At 71.9% G+C, this 15,780-nt stretch carries 11 protein-coding genes; 4 read left to right on the plus strand and 7 right to left on the minus strand.

Annotated features, from left to right (window positions below):
• Positions 1-132: 132 nt before the first annotated feature.
• Positions 133-1,329 (minus strand): glycosyltransferase family 4 protein, encoded by a 1,197-nt coding sequence (locus ABD234_RS03975; protein ID WP_344354157.1) that lies wholly within the window; start codon positions 1,327-1,329, stop codon positions 133-135.
• The gene (wecB, locus tag ABD234_RS03980) at positions 1,329-2,393 is read right to left on the minus strand and encodes a non-hydrolyzing UDP-N-acetylglucosamine 2-epimerase (RefSeq protein ID WP_344354159.1); all 1,065 of its coding nucleotides are present in this window, start codon (positions 2,391-2,393) and stop codon (positions 1,329-1,331) included. Before wecB ends, ABD234_RS03975 begins: the two co-directional genes overlap by 1 nt.
• A 156-nt stretch (positions 2,394-2,549) precedes the next feature.
• Between wecB and ABD234_RS03985 the strand changes: the two genes are divergently transcribed.
• On the plus strand, positions 2,550-4,364 hold the full coding sequence (locus ABD234_RS03985; RefSeq protein WP_344354161.1) for an ABC transporter ATP-binding protein: 1,815 nt from the start codon (positions 2,550-2,552) through the stop codon (positions 4,362-4,364).
• 22 nt (positions 4,365-4,386) lie between these two features.
• Here ABD234_RS03985 and ABD234_RS03990 read toward each other — a convergent pair whose 3' ends face one another.
• The gene (locus ABD234_RS03990) at positions 4,387-5,427 is read right to left on the minus strand and encodes a glycosyltransferase family protein (protein WP_344354163.1); all 1,041 of its coding nucleotides are present in this window, start codon (positions 5,425-5,427) and stop codon (positions 4,387-4,389) included.
• 57 nt (positions 5,428-5,484) lie between these two features.
• Here ABD234_RS03990 and ABD234_RS03995 point away from each other — a divergent pair, with 57 nt between their 5' ends.
• Positions 5,485-6,624, plus strand: coding sequence for a hypothetical protein (locus ABD234_RS03995; RefSeq protein WP_344354165.1), 1,140 nt, complete (start codon positions 5,485-5,487; stop codon positions 6,622-6,624).
• A gap of 25 nt (positions 6,625-6,649) precedes the next feature.
• On the opposite strand, the gene ABD234_RS04000 is transcribed toward ABD234_RS03995, so the two are convergent.
• The 3 genes from ABD234_RS04000 to ABD234_RS04010 all read right to left on the minus strand — a co-directional run bounded on the left by ABD234_RS04000 (position 6,650) and on the right by ABD234_RS04010 (position 11,214).
• Positions 6,650-7,774 carry a glycosyltransferase family protein gene (locus tag ABD234_RS04000; protein WP_344354167.1) on the minus strand — a complete coding sequence of 375 codons (1,125 nt, stop codon included), beginning with the start codon at positions 7,772-7,774 and terminating at the stop codon, positions 6,650-6,652.
• A 66-nt stretch (positions 7,775-7,840) separates the two neighbouring features.
• Positions 7,841-9,772: a DUF6541 family protein gene (locus tag ABD234_RS04005; protein ID WP_344354168.1), complete on the minus strand. Its 1,932-nt coding sequence runs from the start codon at positions 9,770-9,772 to the stop codon at positions 7,841-7,843.
• The gene (locus ABD234_RS04010) at positions 9,769-11,214 is read right to left on the minus strand and encodes a glycosyltransferase (RefSeq protein WP_344354169.1); all 1,446 of its coding nucleotides are present in this window, start codon (positions 11,212-11,214) and stop codon (positions 9,769-9,771) included. The genes ABD234_RS04005 and ABD234_RS04010 overlap by 4 nt, the downstream gene beginning before the upstream one ends.
• Before the next feature lie 92 nt (positions 11,215-11,306).
• On the opposite strand from ABD234_RS04010, the gene ABD234_RS04015 reads away from it, so the two are divergent.
• Positions 11,307-13,604 carry a glycosyltransferase gene (locus tag ABD234_RS04015; protein ID WP_344354170.1) on the plus strand — a complete coding sequence of 766 codons (2,298 nt, stop codon included), beginning with the start codon at positions 11,307-11,309 and terminating at the stop codon, positions 13,602-13,604.
• Positions 13,601-14,710, plus strand: a complete 1,110-nt coding sequence (locus tag ABD234_RS04020) for a glycosyltransferase (RefSeq protein WP_344354171.1) — start codon at positions 13,601-13,603, stop codon at positions 14,708-14,710. The genes ABD234_RS04015 and ABD234_RS04020 overlap by 4 nt, the downstream gene beginning before the upstream one ends.
• Before the next feature lie 74 nt (positions 14,711-14,784).
• Here the strand turns inward: ABD234_RS04020 and ABD234_RS04025 are convergent, their stop codons facing one another.
• Positions 14,785-15,780: a Gfo/Idh/MocA family protein gene (locus tag ABD234_RS04025; protein WP_344354172.1), complete on the minus strand. Its 996-nt coding sequence runs from the start codon at positions 15,778-15,780 to the stop codon at positions 14,785-14,787.

Consider the following 15,780-nt stretch of genomic DNA (forward strand, 5'->3'; position numbering starts at 1 on the left):
TCTCCTCGGGTGGTCGGTTCGCGGCCTCGGCTGCCGCAGGACGAGTGTATGCGTCCGGGGACCGAGAGTCCGGGTGCCCCTGATCCTTCCCCAGGGCGCTGCCGATCTGACCTTCCGGTGCGCGGCCGTGCCTCAGCGGCCGATGGTCGCGAGGACCTCCGTGGCGCCCTTGGCGGCGCATCCGGCGAGGGAGGCGTTCTCCAGGGTCCAGGCGCGCAGATCCTCGCGGCGGGGCGCGCCCCCGCCGGCGAGCGCGGCGCGCATCGCCGCGGCGACCTCCACCGCGTCGTACTCGCAGGCCCAGCCCAGGGAGTTCTCGCGGATCCTCGTGTGCGCGGCGCCCTCTCCGGCATGGATCACCGGGGTGCCGCAGGCGGTGGCCGCGTAGATCTTGGTCGGGAGGGCGAACTCGTATCCCTGCCCTGGAGTGATCGAGGACAGCCCGGCGACCGCACCCCGCAGATGCGCGGCGACCTGCGACGGGGGGATCTTGTCGCGGAACTCGATGCCTCCGATGCCGCGCTCGCGCACCGCCGCCTCGAGGGCGTCGCGCCCGCTGCCCTCGGAGAAGAACAGCAGCCGCGCCTCCGGATGCTCGCGATGGACCTGCTCGAACGCGTCGAGGAAGACCTCGGCGCCCTGCCATTCGGAGACGGTGCCGGCGTAGACGAAGTACGGGCCCTGCTCGGCGCTCGCCGGTCCGTCGGGTGTGAAGGTCTCCGTGTCGATGCCGTTGCCGATCATGCGGAAGCTGGTGCGGCGCCCGGCGAGCTCCTCGAGCCGGTGCTGCACGCCCGGGGAGATGGTCAGCACACGGGCGGCTCGCTTCCACACCGTCGTCTCCATCCAGCGGACCGCGGCGCGCACGGGCGCGGGGACGCCGTCGACGCTGTCGGTCGCATCGGACCAGACGTCCGCCGCGTAGAAGGTGTAGGGGACCCGGCGGATCGCCGAGGCCACCAGGGTGACCATGCCGGTGGTGGGCGGCGGCTCGGCGACGATCGCGTCCACGCGGCGTCGCAGCAGCAGCCGCAGCGCCAGGGGCACGTCGAAGCTCATGTACGAGGCGTAGCCGCGCACCTGGCCCTGATTGTCGCGCTTGACGGGGAAGCGGGAGACGCGACGGGCGCGGGAGGCCTCGGGGCCTCGCTGGTAGGGCTTGGTCGTGAGCACCGTGACCTCGGCCCCGGCCTCTTCGAGGGCGAGCACGAGCGCCTCCTGGCGGAAGGCGGCGGCCACCGGATCCGGGGTGAACACTCGGGTGGCGACGACCACGTGGGGGCGCCCGTCACCATGGCGGCGAACGCTGCGGCTGCTGCCGCGGGCCATCACGCACGCTCCCGCAGGGCGTCCACGCTGCGCTCGGAGGCATTCCCATCGCCGTAGTAGGGCGGGCGCTCCCCCGCCGGCCGCGGGCGGGAGACGGAGGCGGCGATGGTGGCCGGATCGGCGGCGAGCTCGTTCCAGCCGCCCTCGAGGGTCTCGACCCACTCAGTCTCGGTGCGCACCGTCGTGCAGGGCGCCCCCAGCAGGTAGGCCTCCTTCTGCAGGCCGCCGGAGTCGGTGACCACGGCGCGCGAGCGCCGCACGGCGTTGACCAGATCCGGGTAGGCCAGCGGCTCGCCCAGGTGGACGGCCCCGCCGGCCAGCGCGATGCCGGCGTCCTTCGCCTTGGCGACCAGGCGAGGGTGGGCGAACAGCGCCAGCGGCATCTCGAGCTCCTGCAGCCCGCGCACGATCGCGGCCAGGCGCTCGGGGTCGTCGGTGTTGTCGGCGCGGTGGATCGTCGCCACGGCGAAGTCGGATGCGGGATCGATGCCCTCGGGAAGGCGCAGCGGGGTCCCCTCCACGGAGGCGGCCACCCGCAGGCAGACGTCGGTCATGACGTCACCGGTGACGAGGGTCCGCTCGGCCAGGCCCTCCGAGGCGAGGTGCCCGCGGGCGACCTCGGTCGGGGCCAGCAGCAGATCCGCGGCGTGGTCGGTCATCACGCGGTTGTGCTCCTCGGGCATGCGCCGGTTGAAGGAGCGCAGTCCGGCCTCGAGGTGGGCGACCTTGAGGTGCATCTTCACCGCGGAGAGCGTGCCGGCGAGCGTCGAGTTGGTGTCCCCGTACACGACGGTCCAGTCCGGGCGGTGCTCCTCGAGGACCTCGTCCATCGCGGAGAGCATCGCGCCGGTCTGCCGGCCGTGCGTGCCGGAGCCGACCGCGAGGTTGACGTCCGGAGCGGGGATCCGCAGGTCGGCGAAGAAGACGTCGCTCATAGCCGCGTCGTAGTGCTGCCCGGTGTGGACGATCACGTGCTCGACGTCCTCGCGCCGCGAGGCCGCATCGGCGATGGCGGCGAGCTTGACGAACTGCGGGCGGGCGCCCACGACGGACAGGATCTTCATGCGGGTCGTTCCCCTGGTCTCGGCGGCGCGGGCTCCCCGAGAGCGTATCGCCTCACCCTCCCCGCAGTCGGGACATCCGTTCGGTGTATCGTCGCGAGACGGGTCACCTGCGACCCGGATCGCCTGCCTCTCGACCCCGGAGCTCCTGTGAAACGTGTGCGCTCGATCCTTCGCGAGCTGATGCCGATGCTGCCCGCTCAGGCGCAGCGGTTCTTCTGGTTCTTCGGCATCGCCTCGGCGGTCCTCGCCCTCCTGGACACCGTGGCGCTCGCGATCATCACGGTCGTGCTCACCCAGGTGATCTCCGGCGGGGCGATCAGCATCCCCGTGGTCGGGACGCTGCCTGCGGACTGGACGATCCCCCTGCTGATCTTCGCCGCAGTCGTCATGATCGGCAAGGCGGTCCTCAACATCCTGCTGCAGTGGTTCTCCACCCGGCGCTTCGCGGAGTTCGAGCAGGAGATCGGCGGCAAGCTGTTCAACGCCTACATCCGTGCCCCGTGGACCGAACGCCTGGGACGGTCCAGCCCGGAGATCGTGCGAATGGTGGACGTGGGCATCGCCAACACCCTCACCGGCGTGATCATCCCCATCGCCTCGATCCCCACGAACATCCTCACGTTCCTGGGGGCGCTCGTGGTGATCGTGTCCGTGCAGCCGGTGACGGCGCTGGTGACCCTCGTGTACCTCGGGATCATCGCGCTGATCATGAACGTCTGGATCACGCGCAAGAGCTACAACGCCGGGTTCCTCAACCGGGCATCCGGCGCGAGGATGGTCTCGCTGATCACCGAGATGATCACGGCGCTGAAGGAGATCACGCTGCGCGACAAGTCGCAGGAGGTGTCGCAGACGATCTTCACCTATCGTCGCGACGTCGCCGTCTCCCGTTCCAACATCCGCTTCCTCGGCACGGTCCCGAAGTTCATCATCGACCTCGCGCTCATCGGCGGCGTGTTCCTCATCGGCACGGTCGCCTGGTTCGGTGCCGGGCTCAACGGGGCGCTGGTCTCCGTCGCGGTCTTCATGATCGGCGGCTACCGGATGGTGCCCGCGATCACCGGTCTGCAGGCGCTGCTGAACCAGATCAACTCCTCGCTCCCCCATGCCGACGCCGTCATCCGGGACATCCGCGACGCCGACCGATACCTCGCCGACGCCGAGACGATCGGCAAGGAGCCCATCGACTGGGATCCCGAGACCCTCCGTTTCCGGGACGTCTCCTTCACCTACCCCCGCGCCACCGAGCCGGCCATCGCGGAGGTCGACCTCGAGGTTCCCATCGGCTCGACCCTCGGGATCGTGGGCACCTCCGGCGCCGGGAAGTCCACGCTGGTGGACGTCCTGCTGGGGCTGCTGACCCCGTCCGACGGCCGCGTCGAGCTGGACGGCCGCGACCTCGCCGATCATCTCTCCGCCTGGCGGCGCAAGGTCGGCTACGTTCCGCAGGACGTCGCGATCTTCGACGGGACCGTCGCCCAGAACGTGGCGCTGACCTGGACCGAGCACATCGACGCAGAGCGGGTGCGCTGGGCGCTCGCCCAGGCGCAGCTGCTGGACACCGTCGAGGCCCGCCCCCATGGGATCGACGAGAAGGTCGGCGAGCGGGGGCTGGCGTTCTCCGGCGGTCAGCGCCAGCGACTGGGCATCGCCCGCGCCCTGTACGTCGAACCCCTGGTCCTGGTCCTCGACGAGGCGACCAGCGCCCTGGACACGGCCACCGAGGCGGCCGTGGCCGATGCGATCCGCAACCTCCACGGCCGCACGACGGTGATCTCGGTGGCCCACCGCCTGTCCACGATCCGCTCCTACGACCAGATCTGCTTCATGAAGCACGGACGGGTCGCGGCGCTGGGCACCTTCGACGAGGTCGCGGCCGCGGATCCGGATTTCGCCGTGCAGGCGTCACTGGCCGGCCTGTACGGCGACGGCCCGGCGCGGGGCGCGGAGCAGCCGGCCGAGCAGATCTGACGCCGCTCCGCCGCCTCGCCTCTCAGACGATCGTCCGGTACAGCTCCACCAGGCGCTCCAGGACGCGGCCCGTCTCGTGCTCCCGGGCGACGTATCCGGCTCCACCCTGCTCCCGCAGCGCTCCCTCCGCATCGCGATGGGCCGCGATCGCCGCCTCCGCCTGCGCGGCGGGGTCCGTCGCGGACAGGCGCCGTAGCCCCGGGTAGTAGTCCTCGCGGAAGGACCCGATCAACGGGAGGGACAGGCCGAGCGCCTCGAGCTCGCTGGTGCCGATCATCGCGTTCGCCTGGGCGATCGCCACGCGCGCTCCGGCGACGGTGCGCAGGAACGCGGCGTGCTCCTGGCGCGGGATCAGTTCGACGCCGAGACGGGCGGCCGCCGCCGCGCCGTCGCCCCAGTCGATGCCGCGCAGAGGGATGTCCGGGGCCTTCTCGCGCAGGATCCGGGCGATCTCGAGCATGGCCGCGCCGCCCTTGGACTCCTCCCACCGTGACACGAACAGCACCCCCTCGCGCTCCGCGTCCGGCGGTGGAGCAGGCAGGTCGGCGGAGCTGATCGGGACGGGGAGATAGTGCACGTCGTGGCGGATGTTCTGGGCGTGCTCCGGAAGATCGGGGGTGGCGTACACGACCAGGTCTGCCGCCTCGACCCCTCTGCGCACGGAGTCGGCGGTGGACGGCGCGTACTGCATGAGCCGGATGTCGGAGCCGTGCAGGTGCACGGCCAGGGGACGGCGCGCCCACCGGGCATTGGCCGCCTTGTGCCCTCCGTGGACATGCAGAACGTCGTACGGCGCCGCGGCGCGGCGCAGCCGCTCCCCCATCACCCGAGCACGCAGCGGCCGTGAGACCAGCTCGACCTGCCGGAGGACCGCCGGCCGGAGCGCCGCGATGCCGCGGACCGCACCGGGCGACGACGGATCCTCCGCGGGAGACGCCGCGTGGGCGGACAGCGCCGGCGCAGGCTGCTGCAGGAGGTCCCACCCCATGCCGCGGTCCCGTGCCTCGGCGACCAGACGGGCCCCTGTCCCGGCGGCGTCGTGGAAGTGCAGTGCTCGGATCATCCGACGAGCCTATCGTCGACATCCGGTCCCCGTATCGGCTCTGATACCTTCACCGATATGCCCCGGGACGTCGTCGAAGCAGTCATCGCCAGCCATGATCCCCAGCGTCCCCTGGAGCGGCTGCTCCGGTCGGTCCTGGCCCAACGGACGGCGCTCGAGAACCTCGGCGCGGAACTGCGCACCACGGTCGTCTGCCACAATCGCGAGATCGACGAGATCGCCGGGCCGCTCGCACCGGAGGTGCGCGACCAGGTGGACTTCCTGCATCTGGCCGACGGCATCTACTCCCCGGCCGGACCGATCAACCACGGCCTGGAGGCCTCCGAGGCCACCTGGGTGACCACGATCGGCTCCGACGACGCTCTCGCCGAGGGCGCCCTGGCCGCCTGGTACCGCAGCGGACGCGACCTGGACGCCGATGCGGTCCTCGCTCCGATCCGGGTCCCGCACGGGATCGTCCGCACCCCGTTCATCCGGCCCTCCCGACCTCGTCTGCTGGATCCCGTGCGAGATCATCTGGCCTACCGCACGGCGCCCCTGGGGCTGCTGCGCCGCGAGACGCTCCGCAGGATCGGCTTCGCGTACACGCAGGCGCGGCTGATCGCCGGCTCAGATATCGAGCCCGGTCTGCGGCTGTGGTTCCGCGGCGGCCGCATCACCTATCCCTACGGCGCGCCCGCGTACCTCGTCTCCGAGGACATGGGGCGGACGCGGGTGACCTCCACCGTGGGTCGGGTGCGCAGCGAGACCGGGTGGCTTCCCCCTCTGCTCGCGCAGGACTGGCTGCGCGGGGCGCGGCTCGACGAGCGCCAGGAGATCGCGACCAAGCTCGCCCGTACCCAGCTCGTCAACGCCGTCCGACGCCGCGCCGTCGCTGCGGGCGAGGTGGACGAGGACGCGTGGACCGGGGACGACGCCGACGCGCTGGGCACGGCGATCGCGGGACTGGAGGAGCTGGCGAGCGGCCCGCTTCCCGGCCTCAGCCGTGCCGAGGCGTCGGTCCTCGCCGCCGCCGGCACTGCCGGATCCGCCGAAGCCGTGCGCACCGCCTGGGCCAGCTTCTCGGGTGGCTGTCCCCAGGACCGCGTGCTTCCCCGCCGGCTGCGCGACCTCGCGCGCACGGATGCCCGGCCGCGGCTCTTCCTCGAGCAGCAGATCGCTCAGCGGACCGGGCTGTACACGCACCCGGCGGACTGAGCTCCGAGCGACGGGCCGCTCGCGCTCAGCGGTCCAGCAGGGCGCCGATGGCCTCGCGCCACGGCTCCATCGTGCGCTCTGCGCTGAGCGCGTGGGCCGCGGCGTGGGAGCTCTCCTTGAACCGAGCGACCTGCTGGGCGTCCAGGCCCCGCAGGACATCCCGCAGGTCCGTGGCCGCGAACCCCTCGGCGATGACGCCGAGGTCGTGCTCGCGCACCAGCTGCGCCATCTCCGGCGACGGGCTGATGGCGATGCCGAGGCGCGCCTGCACGTAGTCGAAGATCTTGTTCGGCAGCGCCCACTCGTAGTTGAAGTTCGTCGGCGGCAGCGAGAACACGCCCACGTCGTAGCCGTGGAGAGTTCCGATCAGCTCCTCGTAGGGAACCGGATCCTTGATGGTCACGTTGTCCGTCGAGGCGGCGAGCTCCTGGAGCTTCTCGTAGTACGGGCCGGTGTTCTGGGTGAGGTACAGATCGAAGATCATTCCCTCCTGACCGGCGACGGCCTCGATCATGTCCTCGATGCGCCGTGCCGGCCGCGCCGCACCGGAGTGCACCAGTCGCAGGGGCTCGCCGACGGAGGTCGGCTCGAGCTCGTGGTACGGGGTGGCGTTGACGACCACTCCCACCGTTCCGAGGCCGAAGCGGGCCGCATACTCCTGGGCGATGTGGGGGGCTACCGCCGTGATGCTGTCCGCTCGGCGCACGTAGCGGCGCACCATCCACGAGAGGAAGGGGCGCACCCAGCGGTTCCATGCCGGAAGGTGCTCGTTCATCCGCGGGGCGTACTCATGGAGGTCGACGTGCACACCACGGCGCGGCGCCAGGTGGAGCGCGAGGCCGACGGTGTCGATGTCATCGGCGAGGATCGCGTCGAACGTCCCCCGGGGCATCGTGCGGCGCAGGTGGGCCACGACCGGGTTCTTCCAATAGGCCCACCGATAGGCACGCACGCGCAGCGGTTTGCCGTCGTACTTCCAGGCCTTGAGGTGGTCCGGAATCCGCACATGAGCGACCACGCCCTCCGGCGCCTCGCCGTAGCCGCAGGTCGTCACGTCGTACAACGGTGTGAACAGCCGGATCTGCTTGAGGACCCTGGCATCGGCCTGGAGCGGGCTGAAGGACATGATGAGGAGGCTCGGTCGCGTCACCCGGGCAGACTATCGGAACCGCGACCACCCGTCGGAACCTGCCGGAGCCTCGAGGAAGCGAGGGACTCAGCAGGGCGGGTCGAAGGCGTACAGCGTGTACGGACCTTCCTGGTCCACGACGGCAAGCTCCTCGACCGGGATCCCGTGCAGACCCATCCACGGCCTCTCCTCGCGCCGCGACGCGATCTCGGCGCCGGAGGACGGGCTCGTGTCGCGGTACAGATGGGTGACTCCCAGGCGCCGCATGGACGCGCACACCTCCGGGTCCCGGTGGACCTCGTCGCCGTACAGGCCCACCCGCCGGGTGTCCAGCGCGCCCGGGACCACCAGCGAAGGATAGACCACCTCGACGCCGCCGTCCGTCCAGAACACCGGCGTGCCGTCCAGCGGATCGCCGAGCACCACCGCGTCGTCGGGCAGCCGCTGAGCGGCCCGGTCGATGAACCGCTGCTCCTCGGGCGTGACGTACGCGATGTACCGGTCGTGGTGGGGCGAGGTGAACAGATCAGCCATCGCCGGAGTACGACTGGGCATCGCCGTGACCGCCATGGCTGCCACGGCGAGGACCACCATGCCGGCGCGGGTCGCACCGCGCACCGCTCCGCGCCGCGATCGGTCCGCGACAGCCTCCGCCGCGACGGCGCACAGCACCGCGCAGGCCGGCGCGAGCATCGGGGCGACCCGCTCGGGCGCCCCGTACCAGACGTTGGTGAGGTCGCGCAGAACGGGTGCCTGCGTGGCGCCGAGCACCATGAGACCGAGGACGGCGGGCACGGCCAGGGATGCGGCCATCGCGACCCGCTCGCGGCGCCGCCAGGCGAGGACGGAGCCGATCCCGCTGACCAGGAGCACCGGGGCGATCGCCCACATCTCCAGCGGCAGCACGCCCAGGCGCGGCCGATCGGCGAGCACGTCCAGCACGAAGCGGAGCATTCCCCAGGGCGGCGGGGCGGTCATGTCCATGTGCCGCAGCCGGACGCTCAGCGCCAGGAACGACAGCGCCCCCAGGACGAGCAGGGCCCCGCTCACAGCGCGGGTCCTCCGAGAGGGTCTGCCGGCGCGTCCAGGGGCCGCGACGGCGGCGGCTCCGCACAGGGCCAGCACGAGGAGAGAGAACACCACCGAGGGATGGGCGATCGCGCCGCCCACGCCCACGAGCGTCAGCTCGACGGCGCCGCGGGCCCGCTCGCGCCGGCTCGCGCCGGCCCAGCCCCGCAGCATCCTCACGAGTGTGCTGAGAACCGCCGAGAGCACCACGGCCCCCAGCAGGTTCGGCCACAGCCCCAGGGCGAGCGCCATCGCATCGGGCGAGCGCTGCAGCAGCACGGTCGAGGCCGCCAGGAGCAGGACGATGCCGCGGTCGATACCGCGGGTCCGGTCCGGGAGGACCGCGTCGACCAGGCCGAGCACCGTCAGCGCTCCTGCCGGCACGAGCATGATCGACAGCGCGTTCGTCGCCGCGATCGGTTCGCCGGGCAGCAGGGTCGCGAGGGCGTCGAAGGCGGTCGGATAGTAGTGCGGGACGCCGGAGTACAGCGGGGCGGTCCCGGTGAGCATGGAGGCGTCGCCGCTCTGCCGCATGAATGCGACGGCGGCGGTGTGGAAGAAGGCGTCGTACGAGTTGTTGATCCGGCCGATCGACCCCATCACCGACAGCGCGGCCGCCGCATGGATCGCGGCGGCGAGCACCAGGCCGAGCGCCGGCACGGCGACGGCGCCCCAGGTCTCGAAGGTGCCGCGGCGGCGCCGGCCGTCCAGCAGCAGCATCGCTGCGTGCAGCAGGAGCGACCCGGCGATCAGCCCGATCAGCGCCGTCCACGGCGTCCAGGCGATCCCGACGAGCGGGTACAGGGTCGACAGCGTCCCGGCGGCCGTCACCGTCAGGGCGGGTGCGGTGCTCCAGTGGAGGGTCCGGGTCGGCGCCAGGACGGCGCGCAGCGCGAGGCCCGGCAGGACGATGATCGCGGCGGCGGCAAGAAAGATCGCCGCACTGCTCATCCCTTCTCCGTCCCGTGGTCGCCGATCAGGGCCCGGACATAGGCTCGGCGGGTTCCCTCCGGGTCCCGCTCGCCGAAGAGCCAGCGACGGGCGTCCTCCCGCGCCGGGTCGAAACCCTCGTCGGCGGTGCTGCGGATCCTGTCCGCTGCGCCGCGCGCGTCGGTGACGATCCAGTCCAGCGGGAACATGCTCGCCGCGCCGCCCCACTCGGCGAACTCCGGCCAGTTCCGGACGACCGGGACGCATCCGGCCGCCGCGCCCTCGGCGATGGCCTCGTGCGCCGCCTCATGCCGGGAGGCGGAGACGATGTAGCCGGCTCTGCGCAGGACCTGCGGCATGTCGTCGCGGAAGCCGAGCACCTCGACCGCATCTCCGGCGGCCGCCAGGCGTTCGCGGATCCGACGGCTGCGGGGATCGTCGTCGTCCTCGCCGATCGGCGACCCGGCCAGCAGCAGCGTCCAGGTCGGGTCCTCCCGGCGCAGGTCCTCGAGCACGTCGAGGGTGAACTCGACGTCCTTGACCGGGTTGGCCCAGCCCACCTGGATGAGGGTGCGCCCGGCTCCGGGAAGCTTGTCCGGGACCATCTCGGAGAAGTCGTTGATGTTGGGGACGACCGAGATGCGACCGGCCTGCTCTGCGCGCGGGGCGGATGCGCACACGAGCTCCCGGACCTGCGGAGCGACGAAGACCAGCTCGTCGACCTGGGCCATGTCCATCATCTGGGGATACGGGGTGAAGGACTCGTAGCTGTGCAGACGCACCACGATCCGGGCGTCGATCCCGTCCAGCAGCGTGAGCCAGGTCGCCGTGTACGTGGCCCATTCCATCCAGATCACGTCCGCCCAGGCGAGGTCCTCGGCGAGGCTCGGCGGCGGCGCGATCCGGGCCCCGGTGGTGGATGCCGCATAGCGGGCCTCCAGGACCCCGCGACGCGAAGGGCGCTCGACGGCCGGGAGCTGCGACAGATCACGGGTGCGGAACTCGAACGTCCCCTCCCCCTCGAGGTCCTTGATCACACGGTCGATGAAGGTCCAGCTGCGGCCGGCGAGCACGAGGACGCGCGGTCCCCCGGGACGGACCTCGCGCTGCGGGTCCGGGCTCGTCATGAGCAGTCGGCCCACCGTGCTGCGACGCAGAGGCTGCAGGTCCTCGAGCCCGCGCCGTGAAAGCGGGGAGATGGCATCCCCGTAATGCCGCTGCGGGTGGAAGAGGATCTGCAGGGCCTTGTCGGCCCAGTCCACCGCAGCTGCGGAATCGCCCTGGGCGTGTGCCGCATCGGCCCGCCGCAGCAGGCGCTCGACGAGCTGCCGGGGCTCGCGCAGGGGGCGGCTGCTCTCCAGGTCCCTGCGCGACGCCACGAAACGTGCTCGGTCCCCCGTGGCGGTCGGGAGCAGCGAGGCTGCGCGGGCGGCGAGGGGCGCGATTCGCTGCGGGATGGCCATGCCGACAGCATATCGAGCGGCCGCCGCGTCCCCGGTCGATCCCCGGGGTCGCAACGGTATTGTCATAGCGCCCACATCCGCTAGGAGGCCCCGTGCCACATCCCGCGTCGACCCGCCAGCGCGTGCTCATCCTGTCCTTCTCGCCGATCTCCCGGGACGCGCGCGTGCTCAAGCAGGTGCGCCTGCTGACCCCGGACTACGACGTCGTCACCTGCGGCTACGGCCCAGCACCGGAGGGCGTCGTCGAGCATCTGCAGATCCCGGACCACCTGGTGTCCTGGCGGCTGGACCGTCCCGCGGCGATCCTCCGCCGCTACTCCCGCGTGCAGGAGCGCCAGGAGGTCGTGTCGTGGGCGCGGGAGCACCTCAGCCGTGGCGCCTATGACGTGATCCTCGCCGACGATGCCGAGACGGTGCCGCTGGCCCTCGAGCTGGCCCCCCGCGGTGGGGTCCACGCCGATCTGCACGAGTACGCCTCCCGGCAGAAGGAGGGGAATCGCCGGTGGCGCACCTTCGTGGCCCCCTACGTCCGCTGGCTGGTCCGTACGCACGTCACCCGTGCGGACTCGGTGACGACCGTCGCCGAGGGGCTCGCCGCGGAGTACCGACGCGAGTTCGGGATCGAGGCCGAGGTCGTGACCAATGCCGCCCCGTGGCGCGACGGCGCACCGCAGCCCGTCTCCGACCCGATCCGCCTGGTCCATTCCGGTGCCGCCCTCCCGGACCGCCACCTCGAGGTCATGATCGAGGCGATGGGCATGATCGAGCGCCCGATGCACCTGGACCTCTATCTGACGCGCAACGACCCCGCGTACATCGACCGTCTCCGCACGCTCGCCGAGGAGGTGTGTGCGCGCACGGGACGCGAGGTCGTCCGGGTGCTGGACCCGGTTCCGTACGAGGAGCTGGTCGAGACACTGGCCGGGTACGACGTCGGCGTGTTCTCCATCCCGCCGGTGTCCTTCAACTACACGTGGACCCTCCCGAACAAGATCTTCGACTTCGTCCAGGCACGCCTCGCGATCGTGGTCTCTCCCTCTCCCGAGATGGCGCGGCTGGTGCGGGAATGGGATCTGGGAGAGGTCGCCGACGATTTCGACGCCGATGCGCTGGCCCGCACCCTCGAGGCCCTGACCCCGCAGCGGATCGCCGAGGCGAAGCAGGCCTCGGACCGCGCCGCGGAGCCGCTCTCGGCGGAGAACCAGGTCCGGGTCTGGGGCGATGCGATCGATGCCCTGGCCCGGCAGGCCCGCTCCCGACCCGGGAGCGATTCCCGTCGCGCCGTGACGGCGGTGACGACCTGGTTCCCCACCACCGTCTCCCCGTCCCGCGGCGCCTTCGTGGTGCGCGATCTCGCGGCCATCGCCCGGCAGGCGGATGTCCGCCTCGTGCACCTGGTGCCGCCGCAGGACGACGACGGCACCCGCCGCCTGGTCCATGAAGGCATCGAGGTGCTGCGCATCCCTATGGATCCCCGATCCCCCGCCTCCGTGCTGCGCGCGGCGCGGGCGCTGCCGGCCGCCCTGGCGGGCGCCGACGTCGTGCACTCGATGGCCTTCTCCTCGCTCCTGCCGATGGTCCTGCACCGGCCCTCCGCGCCCTGGGTGCATACGGAGCACTGGTCCGGGCTGACGACACCGGCGACCCTTCCCGCAACCGCGCGGACGGTGCTGCCGGCTCTGGTCGCGGCGCTGCGACGCCCTGACCTGGTGACCGCGGTCTGCGATTTCCTCGCCGCACCGATCCGCCGCACCCGCGGCGCCCGGCCCACCACGATCGTGCCCTGCATCGTGGACCCCGTTCCCGTGGTGCCGCGCCGGGACCGTTCCGACGGCGCGCTCCGGCTGGTCTCCACCGGCGGGCTGATCGACCGCAAGGACCCCCTGGTCGCCGTGGACACGGTCGCCGAGCTCGTGCGCCGCGGGGTCGACGCCCATCTGGTGTGGCTCGGCGACGGCCCGCTGCGGGAGGCGACGCTCGAGCGCGCCGCTCAGCACGGCATCGCGGAGCGGATCTCGCTGCCGGGGACGGTCTCTCCGGCCGAGGTGCGCGAGGCGCTCGGCCGAGCAGACCTCTTCTTCGGTCCCACTCGCGCAGACAACTTCTTCGTCTCCGCAGCCGAGGCCATCGTCTCCGGTCGGCCGGTCGTCCTCGGCGCCACGGGCGGCCAGGGGGAGTACGTGGTGCCCGAGGTCGGCGCCCTCGTCGAGCAGCAGGATCCGGTGCTCTACGCCGAGGCGATCCTCGCCGTCGACGAACGCACCCGGACGATGGAGGGCAGCGCGATCGCCGCGACCATCGGCGATGCGTTCTCTTCCGAGACGGTGGGGGCCGGCTACCGCGCCGCCCACGAGCAGGCCATCGCGATGCACCGAACGGAGTCCTCATGAGCACCTCCACGAAGCCCGTCGAGGTCGTCATCGCCTGCCACACTCCCGAACGGCCGGTGGGACGGGCCGTCGCCTCGGTGCTGCATGGCAACGAGGACGTGGCAGACGTCCTCGTCGTGTGCCACAACCGCTCCGCAGAAGAGATCGCCGGTGCGATCGCCCCCGAGGACCGCGACCACGTGCGCTTCCTCGAGCACCGCGACGAGCATCGCTCCGCGTCCGGTCCGTTCAACGCCGGCCTGGCCGACGGGGACTCGCCGTACGTCGCCATCATGGGCTCCGATGACACGCTCGCCCCTGGGGCCGTGGCCTCCTGGCTCGCGGTCCGCCGGAGCACGGGCGCCGCGTTCGTCATCACGCGGCTGGCACTCGGCGCGGCAGAGAACGGCGTCCCCACGCCGGCTGTGCGGATGCGTCGCGCTGGGCGCTGCGACCTGGTGCGCGACCGCCTCTCGTATCGCTCGGCCCCGCTCGGTCTCATCGACCGCGAGGCGCTGCGCCGCTCCGGCCTGCGGCTGGTCGAGGGCGCCGTGGTCGGCGGAGACGTGGAGATGGTGACCCGCATGATGCACGAGTGGCCGGTCGCCTACGACCGCTTCGGTCCCCCGTACGTGATCGGCGAGGACGCCTCCGACCGAGTGACCTACGTGGTCCGGCCGATGGAGGTGCAGCTCGGTTTCGTCCCGCCGATGCTGGAGTCGGACTGGTTCCGGGGTGCTCCCCTCGCGGCCCGCCGCGCCGTGGTGGTGAAATTCCTGCGCATCCACGTCTTCGGCGCCGTCTTCTACCGACAGCACGAGGGCATCTGGACCCCGCAGGAGCGCGAAGCGCTGGCCCGGATGACGCGGCGCCTGCTGGAGGCGGCCGAGGGGGCGCAGGCGCCGCTCTCGCGCGCGGACCGGGACCTGCTGGACGCCTGCCTCGACCCGGCGGTGCCGGCCGCAGATCTCGCAGCCCTCGCCGTGGCACGGCGTCGGCACGGCCGTCCGAGCACCATCCTCACCCGGGAGCTGCGGCACTTGCTGGACCGGGAGGCGCCGCTGCGCTTCATGCTCGCCTCGCTCGCGGTGGCGCAGCTGCCCCGGCTGCTCCGTTCCCGAGGGTGATCGTCTCTCCCTGAGATGCCGCGTGCCGCCGGCCCGTCAGGGCACGGCGGCACGTGTCGGAGGCTCCTCGAGGATCAGCCGGCGAGCTCCACCACGCGCCCCTCGCGCGCGGACTCCAGCACGCCTTCCACGGCGCGGACGGTCTGCAGCCCCTCGCGCATGGTGACGATGTTGGAAGCGTCGCCGAGGACGGCGTTGCGGAACGCCTCGTGCTCGGTGCGCAGCGGCTCCTGCTTGGTCAGCGCGTAGCGGATCACGTCGCCCTCGCTGACCCCGCGGAAGGAGGCCATGGACTCCCAGATGTTCGTGGGGTTCTCGCCGTTGGCGTGGAAGGTGAGGTCCGCGGAGACGGTGTCCGCGATCATCGCGCCGTTCTCGCCGGTGACGACCGTGACGCGCTCCTTGAAGGGGGTCAGCCAGTTCACGAGGTGGTTGGTGATGGTCCCGTCCTGCAGCCGGCCGGTGATGGAGACCATGTCCTCGTCGGTGCGCCCGCTGCGGGCCGTCGAGGTGGCGGCGACCTGGGCGAAGTCGCTCTGGGCGACCCAGGCGGTGAGGTCGAGGTCGTGGGTGGCGAGGTCCTTGACCACGCCGACGTCGGCGATGCGCGCGGGGAAGCCGCCCTGGCGGCGGGTGACGATCTGGTAGATCTCCCCCAGCTGGCCGTCGGCCAGGCGGTGGCGCAGCTCCTGCAGGGCGGGGTTGTAGCGCTCGATGTAGCCGACCGCGCCCACCAGGCCCTTCGCCTCGAAGGCGGCGGTGATCTCCTCCGCCTCGCCGATGTCGAAGGCCAGGGGCTTCTCGACCAGGCAGTGGACGCCCGCCTCGGCGAAGGTGAGGGCGACGTCCTTGTGGAACGCCGTCGGCACGGCGATGACGGCGTAGTCGATCCCCGCCTCGATGAGCGCCTCGGCGCTCGGGAGCACGTCGAGCCCCTGCGCGGCGCCGTGCGGATCGCCGTAGGCGTCGGCGACGGCGACCAGCTCGACGCCGTCGAGGGCATGGAGGTTGCGGGCGTGATGGCGGCCCATCATGCCCAGGCCGATGAGTCCGGCGCGCAGATCAGCCAT

This window comes from Brachybacterium phenoliresistens (genome assembly GCF_039530785.1).
Taxonomy (GTDB): Bacteria; Actinomycetota; Actinomycetes; order Actinomycetales; family Dermabacteraceae; genus Brachybacterium; species Brachybacterium phenoliresistens.

Bases quoted from the DNA above. Each gene is read 5' to 3' on its own strand.
- ABD234_RS03975 (WP_344354157.1), bottom strand. From the start codon at position 1,329: ATGGCCCGCGGCAGCAGCCGCAGCGTTCGCCGCCATGGTGACGGGCGC.
- wecB (WP_344354159.1), bottom strand. From the start codon at position 2,393: ATGAAGATCCTGTCCGTCGTGGGCGCCCGCCCGCAGTTCGTCAAGCTC.
- ABD234_RS03990 (WP_344354163.1), bottom strand. From the start codon at position 5,427: ATGATCCGAGCACTGCACTTCCACGACGCCGCCGGGACAGGGGCCCGT.
- ABD234_RS03995 (WP_344354165.1), top strand. From the start codon at position 5,485: ATGCCCCGGGACGTCGTCGAAGCAGTCATCGCCAGCCATGATCCCCAG.
- ABD234_RS04005 (WP_344354168.1), bottom strand. From the start codon at position 9,772: ATGAGCAGTGCGGCGATCTTTCTTGCCGCCGCCGCGATCATCGTCCTG.
- ABD234_RS04010 (WP_344354169.1), bottom strand. From the start codon at position 11,214: ATGGCCATCCCGCAGCGAATCGCGCCCCTCGCCGCCCGCGCAGCCTCG.
- ABD234_RS04020 (WP_344354171.1), top strand. From the start codon at position 13,601: ATGAGCACCTCCACGAAGCCCGTCGAGGTCGTCATCGCCTGCCACACT.
- ABD234_RS04025 (WP_344354172.1), bottom strand. From the start codon at position 15,780: ATGGCTGATCTGCGCGCCGGACTCATCGGCCTGGGCATGATGGGCCGC.